This is a genomic window from Yoonia sp. (assembly GCF_017854565.1).
Lineage (GTDB): Bacteria > Pseudomonadota > Alphaproteobacteria > Rhodobacterales > Rhodobacteraceae > Yoonia.
Window position 1 is genome coordinate 183,381 of record NZ_JAFMHJ010000001.1, and the last position, 20,152, is coordinate 203,532.

Here is a 20,152-nt window from a genome sequence, read left to right on the forward strand (position 1 = left end):
ATGGGTGACCCGATTATCAGCGTGCGCGGTCTTGTGACGCGCTTTGGCACGCATACCGTCCACGACGGGCTGGACCTTGACGTGCGGCGGGGCGAAATCATCGGCATTGTCGGCGGTTCCGGCACGGGAAAATCGGTGCTGTTGCGCGCGGTGGTCGGCCTTTTGAAACCCGCCGCAGGCGAGATCCGGGTGTTCGGAGAAAGCGTGCGCGACACCCCCGAACTGCAATACCGTCAGTTGCGCAAACGCTGGGGCGTGATGTTTCAGGGCGGCGCGCTTTTTTCATCGCTCAACGTCCAACAAAACGTCGAAGCGCCGATGCGCGAACAACTGGACCTGTCCCCGCAAACCCGCGCAGCCCTTGCCGCGATCAAGGTGCGCATGGTCGGCCTGCCAGAAAATGCGCTAGGTCAAATGCCGTCAGAACTGTCCGGCGGCATGCGCAAACGGGCGGGATTTGCCCGCGCCATTGCATTGGACCCCGAAATCGTGTTCCTTGACGAACCGACGGCGGGGCTTGATCCGATCGGCGCTGCGGCTTTCGATATCCTGATTGCACAACTGCGGGCCGCGCTTGGGTTGACTGTATTTTTCGTGACGCACGACCTTGATAGCCTCCACGCGATCTGCGACCGTATAGCTGTTCTAGCCGAAGGGCGGGTGCTGGCCACCGGCACGATGGCCGAAATGCAACAGATCGACCATCCGTGGGTACAGGCCTATTTCAAAGGGCCACGGGCACGCGCCGCACTGGTGCAAAAAAGGACAGCCTGATGGAAACGCGCGCCCATTTCATCGTGATCGGGTTGTTTACAATTCTCGGCATCATTGGCGGGCTGGCGTTTTTTATCTGGCTGGCCAGCGTGCAGATCGACCGCCAATACACGCAATACGGGGTATTGTTCAACGATGTGTCGGGCCTCGATCAATCCGCCGACGTGCTGTTTAACGGGGTCAGTGTCGGTCGGGTGGTTGATATCCGCATCTGGGAAGAAGACCCCGGCCTTGTCTACGTCGGGATCGAGATTGATTCAGATACCCCGGTGCGGGTCGACACCATCGCGCAGCTTGAAACGCAAGGCGTCACCGGCGTTGCCTACATCGCCCTGTCGGGTGGGTCGCGTGACGCCGCGCGCCTGAATGGCTCGGTTGCGCAGCCGCCGATCATCGCATCGCGCCGATCGACAATGCAGTCGCTGGTCAACAGCGCGCCCGATATCCTCGCCGATGCGGCACAGCTTGTAGAGCAACTGCAGGACATCACCGGCCCGGAAAATCGCGCATACGTCAGAAGCATTCTGCAAAACGTGGACGCCGCAACCGCAGAACTTGACGCGGCCCTAGCCGATTTTTCCGACATCGCAAGAACAGTCAGCGATGCGACCGCCCAAATCACCGTATTCACTGATCGTCTGGACGAGATTGGTGCATCGGTGCAATCCACCCTCGCGTCGGCAGATGGCACGTTGGCGTCAGTCGCCAAAACCTTTGAAGACGCAGACGCCGTGATTGCCGCAATGAAACCTGCGGTCGAAAATGCCGATGCCGCTTTTGCGTCGATGGACGCCTTCATCACCGACGATCTGTCACCCCTGACGGATACCGTGACAACGACCTTGGCCAACACGGACACCGCTTTGGCCAGCGCCGATCAGGCGTTTGTGTCGGCAGACCGGATCATGGCAAATGATCTCGGGCCGGTATTGACCGATCTGCGCACCGCCCTGACACAAATCACCGAGGCCACGTCAACCATCACGGCAGATGCCCCCGCAATCATCGCCGACATTCGCAACATCGTGGCCGATGTCCAAAACGCCGTGACCGCCGCCGCGCCGGGCATGCGCGATTTCGGCCAGCTTGGCGGCGAAGCGCGCGCGCTTGTCCGGTCGATCAACGCCCTTGTCCGCGACATCGCCCGCGACCCCGCCCGCTTCTTTCTTGATAACCGTGTCCCCGATTATCGGAGGTAATAAGATGACCCAGCCACGTCTGACCCGCCGCATGACGCTTCTTGGGGCGCTGTGCCTGCCGGGCTGCACCGCGTTGACCACGCTCAATCAGGCCGCCATTCCCCGCGACACCTACGATCTGGCGCCCGCACCGCCCACGGGTCAGGGACCGCGCACATCGCGGACCTTGCTGGTGCTGGAACCCAGCGCCGCCGCCGCCATCGCCACCGACCGGATTTTGATCAAACCCGATGTGTTGTCAGTGACCTACTTGCCGCAGGCCCGGTGGTCAGATGATGCCCCGTTGATGGTGCAATCGCTGCTGGTCCGATCCTTGTCCGCCGCTGGCCAGTTCGGCTATGTTGGCGCGGCGGGTTCCGGGCCCGTGCCCGATGTGGTGCTGCTGACGCGCATTGATCAGTTCGGTGTCGACGTTCTGGCCGATGGCGGGTTTCAGGCAAATATTGCGCTTCAGCTGACCGTACTGCGCGACCGCGACCAACGCATCGTCGGGTCCCGCAGGTTTCAGGGCGCCATGCCCGTCACCGATGACAGCGCGACAAACATCGTCAGGGTATTTCAACAAATCACGAACATCATTCTCGCCGAGGCCGTCATCTGGGTCGGGTCAACCGCCGCGCGCAGCTAGGCCGCACATCGTTTCACCACCTGCGCACCAGTTTCGAAAAATATCCGGATCAGTCTGAAACTTTTTTCCAGACGGTCCCGTGTCTCAAGGGTCGCACAACATCGGTGCGGCGTTTTGAGGATCGTGAAAATGGCGCCACCGGATACCCAACGCGCAGTGGCCCAGCCCGATCATCGGGATGTGTCCGTGCGCGCAGGCCAGCCATGGCCGGTCCGCGTCATATCCGGCGAACCGCACTATGCGCCCGCCCGCCACCGCATGCGCTGCAAAGCACGCGGGCAGCGCCTGCAACAGCTTCCCAATGTCGATCTGTTCGCAATGCCAACCGAGCCCGACAGCATCGGCACGCGCCAAATCACCGATACACCCCGAACCCGGCAGGGCAGTAAATTGCGCAGACCCGCCGCCGCCCTTGGTGCGCTGGTCGTTGCCGGATTGGCCCTGTCGGGCTTCGTGGGCGACGACAGCCCGATCCGTGTCGCAACCACGGTTGTCGCGCCCGCAGGTGGCACCGCCGATCAGACCACCGCAATCGCGCTGGCCGCGACCGAAACAGCCCCCGCCCTGCCGCAAATACCATCGTTGACCGCGCCGGTTCCGGGCCCGGCAACCGCATATACGCACGTCGGCCCGCCATCTGCACCGGTTTTGGATACCCAGCAACGCGATCTTCCCACGCCGCCCGAAACAGCCCCCACCCCACGGTTGGCCGTGTTTGCCGACCCCGCAGTCCGGGGCAGCCTGCCGCGGCTGGTCGAACCGGCAACCGCACCAAATTCTTTTCGCTGTCACGGCTGCACGGCGCCGCAACCGGCATTTCAGGACATCACACTTGAAATCCACACCGCACAAACAACGCCAACCGACACGGTATCTGCGCTGGTCCGACCCCTTGGGTTCAACAGCGTCACCCAGACGGCGCACCCCATCACGGTCCTGAAAAATCAGGTTCGTTTTTACCACACGACCGATGCGGCTGCGGCAACGGCACTCGCCACACGCTTTGACGCCACGCTCGTTGACCTCACCTGGTACGCCCCGGCGCCGCCCATAACCAAGATCGACCTGTGGCTCGCGCCCGGAAACTAACCACGGAACCCAGCACCGACTTACGCAGGTCACGCCGTGCGGCACGACAAAACGACCTGCAATAACCAGTTCAAAAAGGACGAATACCAATGACATACCTCAAAGCAGCCCCCTTCATGATCGTCATGGCGATGATGGCGGGCACAACCACCGTCAGCGCACAGGAAGCGCCCCAAGCCACGACGCTGATCACCGAACAAGCCGCCGATTCGCCATGGCTCAAGGTCTACTTTTCATCGGGCAGCGCCACGATTGCCCCCGATCAGGCCGCCACGCTGGACCGCGCCGTGCGCACATTCCGCGAAGGCGACCCATTTGTGATGATCGTCGCGGGTAGCGCCGACAAGGTGGGCGACCCCAGCACGAATCTCGAATTATCACTGCGCCGCGCAAGCGTCGTTGCCGCCGCTTTGACGAACCGTGGCATTCCGATCGACCGCCTGCAGGTCCTGGGCCGCGGCACGAGCGAGCTAAAAGTCGCAACCGGCGACGGCGTGCCCGAAGAAGAAAACCGCGTCGTCGAGATTAGCTGGCGCTAATGCAATACCTCGCCCTCGCCCTGACCGTCGCCTTGTCATTGTGTCCAGCCGGAAGCTGGGCACAAGCGACAGGTGCCGATGCATTTTCCCAACGCGACTTTGCCACCGCTCAGCGCCTTTGGCAGCAAGAAGCCGCAGCCGGTTCAGCCGACGCAATGCTGGGCCTTGGCCTGCTGGCTGACCGTGGATACGCTGCCAGCCGCGACTTTGCGGTCGCATTCGACTGGTATCTGCAAGCCGCCGAAATGGGTCTCGCCGAGGCGCAATTCAATATCGCCGTGATGTATGACGCAGGTCTGGGCCGTGACCGCGATGCGGTGCAAGCCGTCGTCTGGTACACACGCGCCGCGCTGCGCGGACACCCGCGCGCGCAATATAACCTTGGACTTTTGTACGAAATCGGTGACGGCATCGACGCAAATGCAAATCTCGCCGGGTATTGGTTCCACAAGGCGGCATCGACCGTGCCCGCCGCCGCCGCCAAAACGATCGCCCCCGACCCACGCCCCACCAACGTGGCTTTTCCCAACATCCTGTTCGCACGCGTTGGCCCAACCACGGTCGAGATCATCTGGACCGCGACCCCCGCCATGAACCCGTCCTATGTGGTCGAAATCATGGATGGTGCCGACGATGAGGCGCCCGTTTTCCGGCGTGCCACGCAAGGCTCGGGTCTGTTGCTGGATGACGTCACCGTGCAAACGACTGCCATTTGGCGCATCGTCAACCTGTCAGCCGACGCCGCCGATTACGCGGCCACCCCATGGCAAGGCTTTGCCAACGACAGCGCCCCCAAGGGCCGGATCACCTTCGTCGTCGATGACGCTCTGCCGCAAATGGCCGCGGCTGTGACCATCTTTGCCGATGATCTGCGCTCGTCAGGCTATTGGGTCACGCTACGCAATACCCCCCTGCGCGGCACCGATGACAAACCCGAAACCTTCATCAGCTACGGCTTCGCGGCGGACAAAACCATGGCCGAGACCGTGTCGCGCTACCTACCCGGATCGCCGGACCAATCCCGGCCAGCACAGCCCACGGACACCGTGCAGCCCGGCGAAATCGTGGTGAACCTGGCCGCGCTGTGATGCACCGGAACACTGGTGCCATACGTCAACGTCCAATCGCGGCCACGCGCAACGCCACCCCAGCTTTCTTGCACCGGGACGTCACGGTGCGCGGACAAACGCGACATCGGCAGGCACCATCGGCCATCTGCGATACCGCAGCGCGGGGTCTATGTGGCCGCCGTCACGGGCCTGCATGCCCGCCCGATAATCGGCATGCCCATCCAGAACTTTCAGGAAAGTATCTGCGCTGCGGTCACGCGAACCCTGCCGCAAAGATGTCCTGCCGCGTTCGTTCGACAAACCGATTTCGGCACAGAAATGGCACCCTGAATCATCCCTTACCTGCCCCCTTTGATCCACCGAAAAGAACCGCCGGTGCAGCAATGCAGCGGTCGCGCGTGTCGTCGGCCCCTCAAGACCAAAATGATTTGACGACCGCCAGGGCAAACCAGTCGAAACGACAAAGCCGCGCCTTTTATCCGCCGGAAAAGGCACCGTTAAACCCTGCCGAAAACATGTCGCCTTGCGCCGGAACACCCTCTTGGACCCGTGCATAAAAAACAAGTTCCTGAACCGGGCAAAGTCCGGCCTGATCACCTGTCGCCCTGGCGGCCACAATGCCACCAGCACGGCGCAGACCAGCCACCGGTGATGCCTGCCCCAAACACAGTCGCCCATGACCAAACGATAGGCCACAAATGATCACCATCTGCGCCGCCTAACGCACGATGAATTCGGCGTGCAACGCACCACTCGCCTTGATGCTTTTCAGAATATCTATCATGTCCCGCGGTGCCACGCCCAGCGCATTCAAACCGGCGACCACTTCGCTCAGTGATGTGCCGCCACGGACCTCAGCCAGACCGATCCCCGGCTCATCCACAATCGCGGCATTGGTACGCGGAACGATAACCGTTTCACCAGACGCAAATGGATTGGGTTGTGCAACCAGAGGGGCCTCTTGAATCCGCAGGGTAAGGTTGCCTTGGCTTACGGCAACGCGGCTGATCCTGACATCTTCACCCATGACAATCGTGCCAGAGCGTTGGTCAACAACCACGCGGGCCCGGCGTTCCGGCTCAACAAGGATATTTTCGATACGGCCAAGGGCATGCGCAGGCGACGGCATCCGCGTTGCAATGATATTCATTTCCACCGTGCCTGAATCCAGCATCACGGCAACCGGACGGCCAAAGTTCTGGTTGATCGCCTGTTCGATACGGCCTGCTGTGGTAAAATCCGGTGTGCGCAGGGCCAACCGCAACGTCGTCATCCCGCCAAAATCAAACTGGACTTCGCGCTCGACTGTCGCGCCGGACGGGATCACACCGGCAGTCGGCACACCCTGCACCACCGTAGCGCCATCACCCGTTGCCGAAGCTCCCCCAGCTATGATGGTCCCCTGCGCCACCGCATAAATATCACCGTCCGCCGCGTTCAATGGTGTCATGATCAGCGTTCCACCCAACAAGCTGTTGGCATCACCGATAGCTGAGACTGTCACATCGACCGGACTGCCCGCACGGGCAAACGGCGGCAGGCTGGCAGTCACTAGAACGGCGGCCACGTTCTTTGGGCGAAACTGCTCTCCCGTCACGTTGACGCCGAGCCGCTCCAAGATATTGCTCAAAATCTCCTCGGTAAATGGCGAGTTGCGCAACCCGTCACCTGTGCCATTCAGACCCACGACCAGCCCGTACCCCACCAAGTCATTCGATCGCACGCCGTCGAACTCGACCAGGTCCTTGATCCGGATGGGCGACGCGATCCCGGCGTTTGGCAGGGCAAGAACAATCAGCGCGATCAGCGCCCACAACACTTGCATCAAATATATCCCAACAGGCTGAGCTTTGACATCCGCGCGGTCACCGTAAAATGCGTTTCAAGCTGTAACTGAACGCTTTGCAGCCGCGATGCTGTATCGAATGGGTCCGCAGAAATGAGGTCGTTCTTTGAAATGGCCAGCGCCGTCCGCTGGGCGTTCATTTCAACCATTCCGCGATCAACGCTCTCTTCGACAAATCCGATACGCGCTTGCACCGCAATCAGGCCGCTTGCGCCCGCGAATAGCCGAACGCCCGCGTCGCGCAGCAAGCCCGACTTCGTTTGATTATCCAGCCCTGGCAGATCATTTGCCACAGCCGCATAGGCTGCCGATTTGAGGACGTCCCTGACTGCCGGGTCATTCGCCCGCGCATCAATCCCAACCACCTTGTTTTCCGTCACCCGCCTTTGCACCGCAGGTCCCGCGTCACCCAAATATCCCATCGTTGCGAACCCGCCCGCAGGGTCATCGAACCAGTAATCTATCGCTGTTTCGATTGCAGCCTGCGTCGTCGCACCGCCGATGAATGTCTGCAAATCTGCCATCATATCATTGGCCGAAGCAAGCGGAGGGCCATCAACCGCAGCGCCGCCCATCAGGGCACGATCTGCCAATTGCGTGTTCAGGGTGCTGACCATGGTATCAAAGGCACCGCGGGCGGCGCGGCCAGCCTCATCCACCTGCGCCGTCGTACTGCTGCTGCTAAGCAAGAGCAGTTGCGCGCTTGTTTCATTACGGCTCGCGTCAAGCTTATCCAGCACGATCTGGACACCGACGAGCGTCTGGCGCGTTTCACTTGCCGTTTGCAAATAGCCATCCAACTGGGTCAGACTGTAGTTAATGCCAGAAAACTGTGTGGTTTGACCATCCAGATGGGCGGTAATATCCGCCACGCGGCCCGTCGACATGCTTTTGGCAAGACTGGACAGCTCGGTCTTGATCGCACCACTATTGCGCATCGCGTTGAACTGCTGGGCCATGTCACCTACTGAAACAACTGGCATTTCTAAATCTCCATCAAACGTTGCATCATGAACTCGACCGTCTGGATGACCTTGGCGTTGGCTGCATAGGCCTGCTCAACACGCAGCAATGTCTGCAACTCGATGTCGGTATCGACGCCATTGGCCAGTTCGGCCCCATGCAGCATATCCCAGCGTGCCGCAGTAAAACTTAGCTTCTCTTCCGCGACCAAGCGGGTAACGCCAACGTCAGCCACGAAATCAGCTACCCGACCTGCCGCACCTCGCGCGGCCGTGCCGGGCAGATCCGCGCGCGACGTGCCCAACGCCGTAATCCAACGATCAATTTGGCTGGCATTGCCCGACGGTCCGGGTGCCACAGCATTCAAACCATCCCGCAAAAGGTTTAACAGGCCCCCCTGGGTGGGATCGATCGCGGCATTGATCGTAATGCGCCCGGCAAGACCAACCGTATCGGCAAGATTCAGCGGCCCGCCCTGATCCGTCAAAAGCCCGATGTCGCCCGGGGCAAGCGTCGGGTCTGTCGTCGCGTCTTCAAACCGGGCAATCAGATCACCGGCAATGCCGTCAAGCCCCGCCTGCACATCGACGAGCGTGCCATCGCGCATCGCAAATGACGCGCCCAACGATCCACCATCCAGTCGTCCGATGCCCGTGGCCGGATCCAGCGGCACACCGTCCACGGTAATTCCCGACAAAGCCCCCGAGACCAGGGTCATGTCCGCCGTTATGGTCGGAGTCACTTGAAATCCGAACTGGGCGGCGCGGCCATCAAGTAGCGTCGTGCCCGTCGTCGTCATCAAGCCGATACTGCCGTTGCTGCGGGTGATTTCCCGCACCGGCACAATTTCGGCGATCTGATCAACCACCTTTTGCCGTGCATCAATTAGCGCCGAAGCGTCATTGCCAACAGAATTGATCCGCGAGATATCCGTGTTCAACGCCTTCACCTGTAGCAACGCGTTGTTGAGCGTCTCGATATCGCGGCCAATGGCGACATCCGCCTCCTGACGCAGTGACTGCACCGCATGCGCGTTCGCTCTCAGGGTCGCGGTCACATCATCCAGCCGCGTCACCACACCAGCCAGCCGGGTTTCTGATGCAGGATCGCTGCTCGCGTTGATCAGCGCACGTTCGAAAGCCGCCAATCGCGCATTCAGCCCGGCGGCGTCATCGGGACCGCCCAGCGTCTGCTCCAAACGGGTCAGCGTGCTGACACCACGTTCTTGACCACTTAGCGCGGCATCGGCGAGCCGCCGATCTGCCAGCAAACCGACATCGACGAAGCGGGTGATGTTTGCAATGCGCACCCCCCCGCCGACATTGCCAACCTGTACCGCCTTCAGCTCAACAGCGCGGCGACCATAACCATCGGTCAACGCATTGGACAGGTTGGATGACACGACTTCGGCCATACGCGACGTCGCCGTCAGACCGGTAAGTGCGTTGTTGAGTGCGCTGGAAATACTCATCTATCATCCATCCTTGTCAGGTTAACGCTTGATATTCGTTGTTTCCTGCAACATTTCATCAACAGTCTGGATCACCTTGGCGTTTGATGAATACGCGCGCTGCGTTTGAATCAGGGCAGTCAGTTCACCAGCCACATCCGTCGCGGATTCTTCGCGGGCATAGCTTACGATATCACCGGTCGGCCCATCGCCTGCGTCCCACAAGAAAAACGTGCCACTTTCCGGAGTAACGCGGTAGCTTTGCTGATCCAGGGCTTCCAATCCATTGACGTTCGGCACATCAACCAGCGGGATCTGGTAAAGGACCCGGTTGATCCCGATATCAAAAGAAGCCCGCACAAAACCGTTCTGGTCTATCTCGATCGAGGTAAGACTGCCCACCGGCGTGCCGTTCTTGGAAATCGAAACAGGCGCGAAAGCGTCAGACAGTTGTGTCAATCCGATCGAACTGCCAAGCGCGCCAATGTTAATCTCCATCGGGCCACCATCGACAGCAATCGTCAGGGCGCCCGTCAATGGGTCATAGGGGCCACCACTTGTCGTTGCCACTGCGGCCAGCGTACCGCCGCCTCCACGCGTGGCGTCGAATTGCAGCACATATTCACCGACAATGTCTGGAATGCCGTTCAGATCGACATCCGATTCGCTATCGCGAATGACCAGGCTCCACTCATTCGATGCCCCGGTTGCAGGGACCGTCGGCGTGAATGAAAAGCTCAGGTTCGATGACGCACCAAGGTTGTCGAAATATTCCACCGACAGCGTTTCCACGTCACCGATATCGCCCGCGCGCGTGGAAGTTGCCGGCAGGTTCACCGACAGATCAACTCGCGTTGTCGCCTCACCCGCGAATTGGTTGGCGTTAATCTGGATCGGCACCAGACCATCAATCGAATCGCGCGGATAATTGGGAATTGTACCGTCTGCCGCAGCGGGCACACCCAGCAAGACAAGCCCGCCGACACTGCGCAAATAACCCTGCGCATCAGGTCGGAAGGATCCCGTCGTCGTCAAAAACAAAGGGTTTTCGCCGTTGCCCACAGACATTGATGCCTCGGACGTTACCGGCAACATGCCACGCCCACGCACCGCAAGATCTGTTGGGTTTGACGTTGAAACCAGCGCACCGCGTTCATCAATCAAACGCGCGGTTGACGTGCGGACACCGACCGCCGAATACGTTCCGCGACCGCTTTCAATGACCATCGACTGAAAATCAGTCACCGCGCGCTTGTACCCATAGGTCGAAGAGTTCGAAATATTGTCGGAGATTGTGGCGAGCCGCGAGGCATTCGCGGACAATCCGGAAACACTGGCATTCATGGAAGAGGAAATCGTCATGGCTGAGCCTTTCTGCATCGGGGGATGACATCTGATTACCACCTTGCCTAAGGGGTCAGGCTTAACGCCGCCCTAACGGATCAAATCCAATGCAATTTTAGGATCAACGCCCTGACCGCAACAGCACGACCTCGACCCGGTTATTGCGCATCGCCGTGGGGTCGGCCACGGCGGGCACACGGTCACCGGCACCGGTCAGGCGGGCAATGCGGCCGGGGTTCAGCCCCCCGTCTTCGAGGATAATCCGCATCTGTGCGGCGCGGCCGGTGGACAGTTCCCACAGGGGGTTATCCAATTGCAGAACCGACTTTGCGCGCAGATGCCCCTTGATCGCGATGGGGTTGCTGACGCTTTGAAACAAGCGCCCCAATATCGCACCGATTTCGCGGGTCACCGGCCGTGGGGTCGCGCTGTTCGCTTCAAACAGGCTTGCCCCAGGCAGATCAAACAGTTCGATCACCAGTCCCTCGTCGGTCAAACGGGTCACGATATGCCGCAGCGCCCGATCTGACAGCATGCTTTCACCGCCAACACCCATCAGCACCGCCTCAAGGTCGCGCAGTGCCGCGACCTGGGCGGCCATTGCCGCCTCCCCCGCAGCGTCACTTTCGGACAGCACAGGGTTCGCCCCAATCGTCGGCTGGTTTATTCCGGTCCCGCTTTGGGCAAGGATTTGCTGGGTGAATATATTGTCACCGCCAAAAGCCCCCGAACCGCCCCCCGACACCCGGTTGATCGCAATCGTCGGTGCAAAATAATCGGCAAGGCCTTTGCGCTGCTGTTCCGTCGTCGCATTCAACAGCCACATCAACATGAAAAACGCCATCATCGCCGTCACAAAATCGGCATAGGCCACCTTCCATGCGCCACCGTGATGGCCCCCACCCGCCACCACCTTCTTGCGTTTAATAATTATCGGAGCGTTCGATCGCGCGTCCATATCACCACCTCGGTTTTGACTCCGGTCAAGGCGTAACTGATCGGATGTAAAGGCGCCCTTAATGTGAAAATTCGACAGAAATGCCACCCTTTTGGGCAGGCTCCGCCATCGCAGCGGCCCCCGGTGTCAACACACGACGGCAGCGGCACCCAACAGAACATTGATCTGCATCTTGATCCGCTTGCGATCATCGCGCGTGACAAGAATGGCCCGCACAAGTGCAACGAACGCCGGACCAAAATCTGCGCGCCCTTCAAACCTGCGCAAATCGCCTTCGATCACCAGCAAATCGGCGTTGACGTCGCGCAACGCGTCCCACTGCGCCTGCAACGCATCATTCATCGGAAGCGTCTGATCCGCTATGTCCTGCAGCCGCGCAATCTGGCAAACGATGTTCGATTGCTCTGCGGGGCCGCGCGCCTGTGCCGACCTCAGGCGGAGGATGATCAGCCGGTCAATCAGATCAGCCGGGGCCATCGGCACAAGAATTTCATTCATCAGCAACCTTCCAATCCGGCCCGGCCAGCCACCGCGATACGGCGCCCAGAGGGCCAAGCGCACAGATCATAGCAGCACATTCTTTCCAGAGCGTATCCAATCAAACCGAATAATGACCGCGCCACTGTGCAGATTGCCGGAACCGCTGGTGCAATCATGTGAAAACAGCCGCCAAACCCGACCAGTGACACGATGGCGCAGTGTCCATTTACCTTTACACTTGCCCCGCCCATATATGTCTAGCTAAACTGACATTATGAGTGTCATGTCAGGCTTACATACCCCCACGCAGACCCGCCGCTGGCCCGAACCCCGCGCGGCGCTGCGGCTGATCAAACCCGTTACATGGTTCCCACCCATGTGGGCCTACCTGTGCGGGGTGGTGTCATCCGGGGCAAACCCCTCTGGCCAATGGTTTTTCGTCGTCCTTGGCGTGATCCTTGCCGGGCCAATCGTGTGCGGCATGTCGCAAGCGGCGAACGACTGGTGCGACCGCCATGTGGACGCCATCAACGAACCTGACCGCCCGATTCCATCCGGGCGCATTCCCGGGCGCTGGGGGCTTTATATTGCACTGGCCATGACGGCCCTGTCGCTTTTGGTCGGCTACCAGCTTGGCCCATGGGGGTTCGGCGCGACGATCCTTGGCGTCACCGCCGCATGGGCTTATTCGGCCGAACCGATCCGGGCGAAAAAATCGGGCTGGTGGGGGCCGGGCCTGTGCGGACTGGCCTACGAAACACTGCCATGGATCACCGGCGCCGCAGTCGTTTCGGCCAGCGCGCCGACGATCGAAAACATCACCATCGCCACCCTCTACGGCCTTGGCGCACATGGCATCATGACACTCAACGATTTCAAAGCCATCGAAGGCGACCGGCAGATGGGCCTGCGCTCGCTCCCGGTGGCGCTCGGGCCGGACCGCGCGGCCAAGGTCGCCTGCTGGATCATGGCCCTGCCTCAGGTCATCGTGATCGGCCTGCTGACCTATTGGGACAAACCGTTCCACGCCCTGGGCGTGGCTGCGATGCTGGCCGTGCAGCTTGGCGCGATGCGTGTCCTGCTGCGCGATCCCCAAGGCAAAACCCCATGGTATCAAGGCATGGGTATCGTGTTTTACATCAGCGGCATGATGATCGCCGCCACCGCCCTGCGTGGCATCGGAGGCTAAATGACACTCTCATGGTTCCAAATCGTCCGGCTTGGCCTTGTGCAAATGGCGCTTGGCGCGATCGTCGTGCTGACGACGTCAACGCTCAACCGGTTGATGGTGGTCGAACTGTCCCTGCCCGCCGTGCTGCCCGGCCTCTTGGTGGCGCTGCATTACGGCATCCAGATGACGCGCCCGCACTGGGGCTTTGCGTCCGACGCGGGGGGCCATCGCACCAGATGGATTATCGGCGGCATGGCGGTGCTGGCAGCGGGGGCGCTGATGGCCGCGTTTGGCGTGCTTGCACTGGAAACATCGTTTGCCACGGGCATGCTCATCTCAATCGTGGCCTACGCGCTGATCGGCCTTGGCGTCGGGGCGTCCGGCACATCGCTTTTGGCGCTGCTGGCCACCACCACCGCGCCACACCGCCGCGCCGCAGCCGCCACGATCACCTGGCTGATGATGATCTTCGGCATCGCGGTGACGGCGGGCGTGGTCGGCGCGCTGATCGACCCATACACGCCCCAACTGCTGATCAAGGTGGTCAGTGTTGTGGTCATCGGTGCCGTTGTCGTCACAATCATCGCCGTCTGGGGCGTCGAACGTCACCTGATCGCCGTGCGCGAACCCGACGCCACGCCATTCCGTCAGGGGCTGACCGAAGTCTGGCAGGAACGCAAAGCGCGCAATTTCACCCTGTTCGTATTTTTGTCGATGACCGCCTACTTCATGCAGGAACTGATCCTTGAACCCTACGCGGGCCTTGTGTTCGGCTATACCCCCGGTCAATCCACGTCCCTTTCGGGTGCCCAGAACGGCGGCGTTTTTGTCGGCATGCTGACCGTCGGCATTATGGCCACCGGCCTGAAAATCGGCGCATTGCGCAACTGGGTCATGGCGGGTTGCGTCGGTTCTGCCGGTGCCTTGGCGATGATCACGTTCCTCGGCCCTATAGGGCCGGGCGCACCCCTGATGCCTGCGGTCGTGGTGCTTGGCTTTTTCAACGGGATGTTTGCCGTCGCCGCGATCGGTGCGATGATGGCACTGGCCGGCCAAGGGCGCAGCCAACGCGAAGGCACCCGCATGGGGCTATGGGGCGCGGCCCAGGCGGTCGCTGCGGGGTTCGGCGGGCTGGCCGGGGCGGCCATGGTCGATATCCTGCGCCTCACACTGACAGACGCCCAGGCCTTTGGATCGGTCTTTATCTTCGAAGCCGCACTGTTCATCGCCGCCACCGCGATGGCGGCCAAAATCATGGACCGGCCCCTGCCGTCCGCCACCCTTGTTCCAGGAGAATGACCATGCAGTATGATGTTGTCGTCGTGGGCGGCGGGCCGTCGGGTGCCACGGCGGCCCTTGACCTCGCCCGCTCTGGGCACACCGTTGCCATGCTGGACCGGGATGGTCGGATCAAACCCTGTGGCGGTGCCATCCCGCCCCGGCTGATCGCCGATTTCTGCATCCCCGATGCCATGATCGTGGCCAAGGTGAACACCGCGCGGATGATCTCGCCCAGCGGGCGGCACGTCGATATCCCCATCGAGGACGGCTTTGTCGGCATGGTGGATCGCGAACATTTCGACCCTTTCCTGCGGCAACGCGCGGTCGATGCGGGCGCAATCCACCATACCGGCACCTTTACCAAGATCACCCGCGACAGCGCCGGCACCCATGTGCATTACCGCGACAAGATCACCGGCGAAGACCGGCAGCTTGCCACCAAAATGGTCATCGGCGCCGATGGGGCACGGTCCAAAGTCGCGGCGCAATGCGTGCCCGGCGGCGACAAGATCCCCTACGTCATCGCCTATCATGAAATCATCGAGGCCCCGTCCCTCAGCGCGACGTATGACCCCAAACGCTGCGACGTGATCTACGACGGCAAAATCTCGCCGGACTTCTACGGCTGGGTGTTCCCGCATGGCGGACAGGCCAGCATCGGCATGGGATCACTGGTCAAATCGGTCGACGTCAAAAAAGCCACCGCCGACCTGCGGGCCAGCGCGGGCCTGACCGACTGCAAGACCATCCGCCGCGAAGGCGCGCCGATCCCGCTGCAACCACTGGATCGCTGGGACAATGGGCGCGATGTCGTGCTGGCCGGTGACGCGGCGGGCGTTGTGGCGCCATCCTCGGGCGAAGGTATCTATTACGCCATGGTCGGCGGGCGGGTTGCAGCCACGGCAGCGGCGGCCAAACTCAAAACCGGACGGATCAAAGACCTGCAACTGGCGCGCAAATTGTTCATGCGCGAACACAAACAGGTGTTCAGGGTTCTCGGCGCGATGCAAAACGCGTATTATCGCAGCGACGAACGCCGCGAGCGGTTTGTGTCGCTTTGCCACGATGTGGACGTACAAAAGCTCACGTTCGAGGCATATATGAACAAGAAACTGGTAAAGGCCCGGCCCATGGCGCACCTGAAAATCGGCATCAAGAACCTCGCGCATCTGACGCGACTGGTGTCCCCGCTGCACATATGACGGTCATGATCCCGGCCTGGGTGAACGGCACACTGCAACCCGTGGAAAAACTGGAGGCCCATCAAAAGGGTCTCAAACACAAGGCCGTCAGCGTTTTCGTGATGAACAAGGGCCGCGTCCTGATCCAGCAGCGCGCCATGCACAAATACCACACGCCGGGGCTTTGGGCGAACACCTGCTGCACCCATCCCGACTGGGACGAAGACCCCGCCGATTGCGCCGTGCGGCGTCTGGACGAAGAACTGGGGATCACCGGCCTGTACCCGTGCCACCGCGACCAGATCGAATATCGCGCGGATGTGGGCGGAGGCCTGACAGAACACGAAGTCGTCGAAATCTACGTGGCTGACGCGCCCGGCACGCTCAAAATCACACCCGACCCAGACGAGGTGATCGCGACCCGCTGGGTGGACTTTTACGAACTCTGCGCCGATGTCGCCCGGCATCCGATGCAATACACCCCTTGGCTGCGGATCTATCTGCAAGACCATACCGCCACGATTTTCGGTCATCTGATGCGTGCGGGCTAACGCGCCCCCCTTTTCGTCTGTCCGATTCCGGTGTTTATGGGATCAGCGGATAAGGGGAATGGAACATGGCGCTTTGGGTCTTTGGATATGGGTCACTTTTGTGGAACCCCGGCTTTACCCCCGCACAGGCGGTCACGGCCCGCCTGCCCGACTATCACCGCAGTTTTTGCATGCTGTCGATTCACCACCGCGGCACCGAAGATGACCCCGGACTGGTGCTGGCGCTGGATGCGGCCCCCGGCGGGCAATGCACCGGCGTTGCGTTCCAGATTGCCGAAGCCGAACAGGATCAGGTGCTTGCCGCCCTGCGCGAACGCGAACTCATCTCATCGGCTTACGTCGAACACCACGTCGATCTGATCGCCGACACCGGTGAAACGATACGTGCGCTGGCCTATGTCATCGACCCTGACCATGTGCAATACTGCCAGTTCAGCCTTGAAAAACAGGCTCAAATGATCGCCCGCGCGATTGGCGGTCGCGGGCCCAATACCGAATACCTGTTCAACACCGCCGCACATCTGGCCCAGCTTGGGATCACCGACAATGACATGGCTTGGCTGGTGGACCGTGTGCGTGCTTTGGCGGCAACATAGGCGCGCCGCGATTTTATTTGGGTTTTGACGCGACGGGCCTTATGATCCAATGCGTATAACAAGTTAACGAACAAGAGGAATCCCATCCGTGTCGGACAAACGGGAACCCAAGGCAGTGACGCAGTTTTCACAACCCATCCGCCAAATTCTGTTCATGCTCGTCGTGCTTGGGCTGATCGGGGCAGGTTTTTACCTTGGGCTGGATCAGATCACCGCGATTTATAAATCAAATCCGTATCTCAACGGGGTGATTTTGGGCGTCTTCTTTCTGGGCGTGCTGTCGTGCATCAATCAGGTTTTCCTGCTGATCAACTCGGTCCGCTGGATCGAACATTTCGCACGCGACACCGGTGGGCACAGCTTTACCAAAGCGCCGTCGCTTCTGGCACCTTTGGCGACCTTGCTGCGGTCGCGCGGTGCCCGCACACAGGTCTCGTCCAGCTCGGGCCGCTCCATCCTTGATTCCGTGGCGCAGCGGATAGACGAAGACCGCGAAATCACCCGGTACATCGGTAACGTCTTGATTTTCCTTGGCCTTTTGGGCACATTCTATGGCCTTGCCACGACCGTGCCCGCGCTGGTCGAAACCATCCGCTCGCTTAACCCCGCCGAAGGCGAAGATGGCGCCGACATCTTTGCCCGCCTGCAATCGGGCCTCGAAAGCCAGTTGGGCGGGATGGGCACAGCCTTCTCCAGCTCGCTCCTCGGCCTTGCAGGTTCTCTTGTCGTGGGGCTGCTCGAACTTTTCGCGGGCCATGGCCAAAACCGCTTCTACCGCGAACTCGAAGAATGGCTGTCCACCATCACCCGCCTTGGCTTTGAAGGCGGCGAAGATGGCGCCACTGGCGACACCGGGGCCATGTCCGGCTTTGTCGACCAACTGGGCGAACTGATGGACACGATGCAGATGATGATGGGTCAGAACGATGCGGAGCGCGAACAGACCGACGGGCGTTTTGCCAGCCTTGCCGCCTCTGTTGAACAGCTTGCTCTGACCAGCCGGGACACGAATAACAACGATCTGCTGACCCGCGTCGCCGAAGGCCAGGAGGCGCTGATCAAGAAAATCAGCGACAATGGCATGGATGGCATCGACGCCGAAAGCCGGATGCGCCTGCGATCCATCGACGTGCAGTTGCTGCGGATATTGGAAGAAATGTCCGCCGGACGTCAGGAAAGCATCGGCGACCTGCGTATGGACCTCGCCAATCTGGCCACAGCGATCAAAGACAGGGGTTGATCCATGGCGCTCAGCCGCAGATCATCAAACCGCTTTCAAAACGCCATCTGGCCCGGCTTTGTCGACGCCATGACCGGGCTTTTGCTGGTGCTGATGTTCGTACTGACCATCTTCATGGTGATCCAATTCGTACTGCGCGAAACCATTACCGGGCAAGAAAGCGAACTCGACCAACTCAGCATCGAAGTTGCCGCACTTGCCGCGACACTTGGCCTTGAGCAGGACCGCAACACGGCCCTGACCGCGACCCTCAACGCCACTCTGGCCCAAGCCGATCAGCAGGCCAGCCGCATCGCCGCCCTGATTTCCGAACGGAACGCCCAAGACCTCGCCTTGGCACAGGCCCAGACCCGGATCACCGGGTTTGAGGCGCAGGTCGCCGGCCTGTTGGCCGAACGCGCCGACACCTTGAACAGCATCACCGGGCTGGAAGCAGAACAATCGCGGCTGATGACCGAACGCGAGGCGCTCAACCTCGCGCTCGCCCAAGCCCGCACCGAAATCGACGCCGAAACCGAGGCCGCACGCCTTGCCGCCGCCCGCCGCGAAGCATTGCAGGCACTCGTCGCCGACCTGCGCACCGAAGCATCGCAAAACGCAGAACGCATTTCCGACCTTGAAACCGCCGGCCTGACCGACTCCGCAGCCGCAGCCGCCCTGCGCGAACGGCTCGCCAATGCCGACACGGAACTGACCGCGATGACCCTCAACCTCGAACAGCAGCGCCGCAAGGCCGAGGAAACCCTGACCCTGTTAGCCGCCGCACGGGCCGCCCGCGCGGAAATTGATGCGATCCGCGCCACGCTGCAAAGCGACAACGCCGATCTGAACGCCCAACTCGCCGATGCCCTCGCCGCCCTGTCGCGGGCCCAGGGCAACCAAACCGCCACCATCACCGAGGCCGAACGTCAGGCCGCCCTGCTTGCGGTGGCCAATCAGGCGTTGTCCGAACAACAGGCACTTTCGGCCCAAAGCCAGCGTCAGGTCACCTTGCTCAACGAACAGATCACCGAACTGCGTCGGCAGGTCGGCAACCTGCAATCACTGCTCAACCTCGCCGAACAATCCGACCTCGAGGCGCAGGTCCAGATCGAAACGCTCGGTAGTCAGCTCAACACAGCCCTCGCCCGTGTCGTATCCGAAGAACGACAGCGCCGCGCGTTGGAAGAGGCCGAGCGCATCCGCCTCGAAGCCGAAACCGCCCGCCTTCAGGCCGAAGCCCAAGACCTCGCCCGGTTCAAATCCAATTTCTTCGGCCAACTCCGCGAGGTCCTCGAAGGTCAGGACCGCATCCGCATCGAAGGCGACCGCTTTGTGTTCTCCTCAGAGGTGCTGTTTGAACCAGGCCGCGCCGAACTTTCCGCTCAGGGTCAGGCCGAAATAGCCAATATCGCCGACATCCTGCGCCGCATCGCCGATGATATCCCACCGGGGATCGACTGGGTTATCCGCGTCGATGGCCATACCGACAACATCCCCGTCGGTGCCAACAACCGCTATGCCGACAACTGGGAACTCAGCCAAGCCCGCGCACTGTCCGTGGTCCGCTTCATGTCTCAGGATCTGGGCATCCCACCCGATCGGCTTGCCGCCAATGGGTTTGGCGAATACCAACCCCTGAACCCCGATGACACCCCAGAGGCCCGCGCACAAAACCGCCGGATCGAACTAAAGCTGACAGAGCGGTGACAAACCGCGCGTATGCCGCCCCGCGTCGCAGGCAATTGGGGTCCGTTTGATCGTCTGAAAGACCCTGCTGATCCGTCAACGCAGGGCCGGGATCCACCGCAAC

At 60.9% G+C, this 20,152-nt stretch carries 20 protein-coding genes; 13 read left to right on the forward strand and 7 right to left on the reverse strand.

The window, feature by feature from the left end; genetic code table 11:
- From QZ196_RS00945 to QZ196_RS00970, 6 genes are all read left to right on the forward strand, one after another.
- Complete coding sequence (locus tag QZ196_RS00945; protein ID WP_296422923.1) at window positions 1-774, forward strand: ABC transporter ATP-binding protein; 774 nt, start codon at window positions 1-3, stop codon at window positions 772-774.
- The gene (locus tag QZ196_RS00950; RefSeq protein WP_296422925.1) at window positions 774-1,973 is read left to right on the forward strand and encodes an MlaD family protein; all 1,200 of its coding nucleotides are present in this window, start codon (window positions 774-776) and stop codon (window positions 1,971-1,973) included. Before QZ196_RS00945 ends, QZ196_RS00950 begins: the two co-directional genes overlap by 1 nt.
- Window positions 1,974-1,977: 4 nt before the next feature.
- Entirely contained in the window at window positions 1,978-2,601 is a 624-nt protein-coding gene (locus tag QZ196_RS00955) for an ABC-type transport auxiliary lipoprotein family protein (protein WP_296422927.1), read from the forward strand.
- 129 nt (window positions 2,602-2,730) lie between these two features.
- Complete coding sequence (locus tag QZ196_RS00960) at window positions 2,731-3,690, forward strand: hypothetical protein (protein ID WP_296422929.1); 960 nt, start codon at window positions 2,731-2,733, stop codon at window positions 3,688-3,690.
- A gap of 89 nt (window positions 3,691-3,779) precedes the next feature.
- Entirely contained in the window at window positions 3,780-4,229 is a 450-nt protein-coding gene (locus QZ196_RS00965; RefSeq protein ID WP_296422931.1) for an OmpA family protein, read from the forward strand.
- The gene (locus QZ196_RS00970; protein ID WP_296422933.1) at window positions 4,229-5,317 is read left to right on the forward strand and encodes a tetratricopeptide repeat protein; all 1,089 of its coding nucleotides are present in this window, start codon (window positions 4,229-4,231) and stop codon (window positions 5,315-5,317) included. Before QZ196_RS00965 ends, QZ196_RS00970 begins: the two co-directional genes overlap by 1 nt.
- Window positions 5,318-5,398: 81 nt before the next feature.
- Here QZ196_RS00970 and QZ196_RS00975 read toward each other — a convergent pair whose 3' ends face one another.
- The 7 genes from QZ196_RS00975 to QZ196_RS01005 form a co-directional block, all read right to left on the reverse strand.
- Window positions 5,399-5,572, reverse strand: a complete 174-nt coding sequence (locus tag QZ196_RS00975; protein ID WP_296422935.1) for a hypothetical protein — start codon at window positions 5,570-5,572, stop codon at window positions 5,399-5,401.
- Window positions 5,573-6,017: 445 nt separating this feature from the next.
- Entirely contained in the window at window positions 6,018-7,124 is a 1,107-nt protein-coding gene (locus tag QZ196_RS00980; protein ID WP_296422937.1) for a flagellar basal body P-ring protein FlgI, read from the reverse strand.
- Window positions 7,124-8,128 (reverse strand): flagellin, encoded by a 1,005-nt coding sequence (locus tag QZ196_RS00985; RefSeq protein ID WP_296422939.1) that lies wholly within the window; start codon window positions 8,126-8,128, stop codon window positions 7,124-7,126. The genes QZ196_RS00980 and QZ196_RS00985 overlap by 1 nt, the downstream gene beginning before the upstream one ends.
- A 2-nt stretch (window positions 8,129-8,130) precedes the next feature.
- Window positions 8,131-9,579: a flagellar hook-associated protein FlgK gene (gene flgK / locus QZ196_RS00990; RefSeq protein WP_296422941.1), complete on the reverse strand. Its 1,449-nt coding sequence runs from the start codon at window positions 9,577-9,579 to the stop codon at window positions 8,131-8,133.
- 21 nt (window positions 9,580-9,600) lie between these two features.
- Complete coding sequence (locus QZ196_RS00995; protein ID WP_296422943.1) at window positions 9,601-10,920, reverse strand: flagellar hook-basal body complex protein; 1,320 nt, start codon at window positions 10,918-10,920, stop codon at window positions 9,601-9,603.
- A 103-nt stretch (window positions 10,921-11,023) separates the two neighbouring features.
- Window positions 11,024-11,860 (reverse strand): flagellar motor protein MotB, encoded by an 837-nt coding sequence (locus tag QZ196_RS01000; RefSeq protein ID WP_296422944.1) that lies wholly within the window; start codon window positions 11,858-11,860, stop codon window positions 11,024-11,026.
- 126 nt (window positions 11,861-11,986) lie between these two features.
- A complete protein-coding gene (locus QZ196_RS01005; protein WP_296422946.1) occupies window positions 11,987-12,358 on the reverse strand; it encodes a hypothetical protein in 372 nt (123 codons plus the stop codon).
- Between the two features lie 256 nt (window positions 12,359-12,614).
- Here QZ196_RS01005 and chlG point away from each other — a divergent pair, with 256 nt between their 5' ends.
- The 7 genes from chlG (at window position 12,615) to QZ196_RS01040 (ending at window position 20,049) form a co-directional block, all read left to right on the forward strand.
- Window positions 12,615-13,529: a chlorophyll synthase ChlG gene (gene chlG, locus QZ196_RS01010; protein ID WP_296422948.1), complete on the forward strand. Its 915-nt coding sequence runs from the start codon at window positions 12,615-12,617 to the stop codon at window positions 13,527-13,529.
- Window positions 13,530-14,810 carry a BCD family MFS transporter gene (locus tag QZ196_RS01015; protein WP_296422950.1) on the forward strand — a complete coding sequence of 427 codons (1,281 nt, stop codon included), beginning with the start codon at window positions 13,530-13,532 and terminating at the stop codon, window positions 14,808-14,810. It abuts the gene before it with no gap.
- Window positions 14,811-14,812: 2 nt separating this feature from the next.
- The gene (locus QZ196_RS01020) at window positions 14,813-15,994 is read left to right on the forward strand and encodes a geranylgeranyl diphosphate reductase (RefSeq protein WP_296422952.1); all 1,182 of its coding nucleotides are present in this window, start codon (window positions 14,813-14,815) and stop codon (window positions 15,992-15,994) included.
- Window positions 15,991-16,524 carry an isopentenyl-diphosphate Delta-isomerase gene (idi, locus tag QZ196_RS01025; RefSeq protein WP_296422954.1) on the forward strand — a complete coding sequence of 178 codons (534 nt, stop codon included), beginning with the start codon at window positions 15,991-15,993 and terminating at the stop codon, window positions 16,522-16,524. Before QZ196_RS01020 ends, idi begins: the two co-directional genes overlap by 4 nt.
- Window positions 16,525-16,589: 65 nt before the next feature.
- Window positions 16,590-17,120 (forward strand): gamma-glutamylcyclotransferase, encoded by a 531-nt coding sequence (locus QZ196_RS01030; protein ID WP_296422956.1) that lies wholly within the window; start codon window positions 16,590-16,592, stop codon window positions 17,118-17,120.
- 154 nt (window positions 17,121-17,274) lie between these two features.
- Window positions 17,275-18,360 carry a biopolymer transporter ExbB gene (locus tag QZ196_RS01035; protein ID WP_296423041.1) on the forward strand — a complete coding sequence of 362 codons (1,086 nt, stop codon included), beginning with the start codon at window positions 17,275-17,277 and terminating at the stop codon, window positions 18,358-18,360.
- A gap of 3 nt (window positions 18,361-18,363) precedes the next feature.
- On the forward strand, window positions 18,364-20,049 hold the full coding sequence (locus tag QZ196_RS01040; RefSeq protein WP_296422958.1) for a peptidoglycan -binding protein: 1,686 nt from the start codon (window positions 18,364-18,366) through the stop codon (window positions 20,047-20,049).
- Window positions 20,050-20,152: the final 103 nt, after the last annotated feature.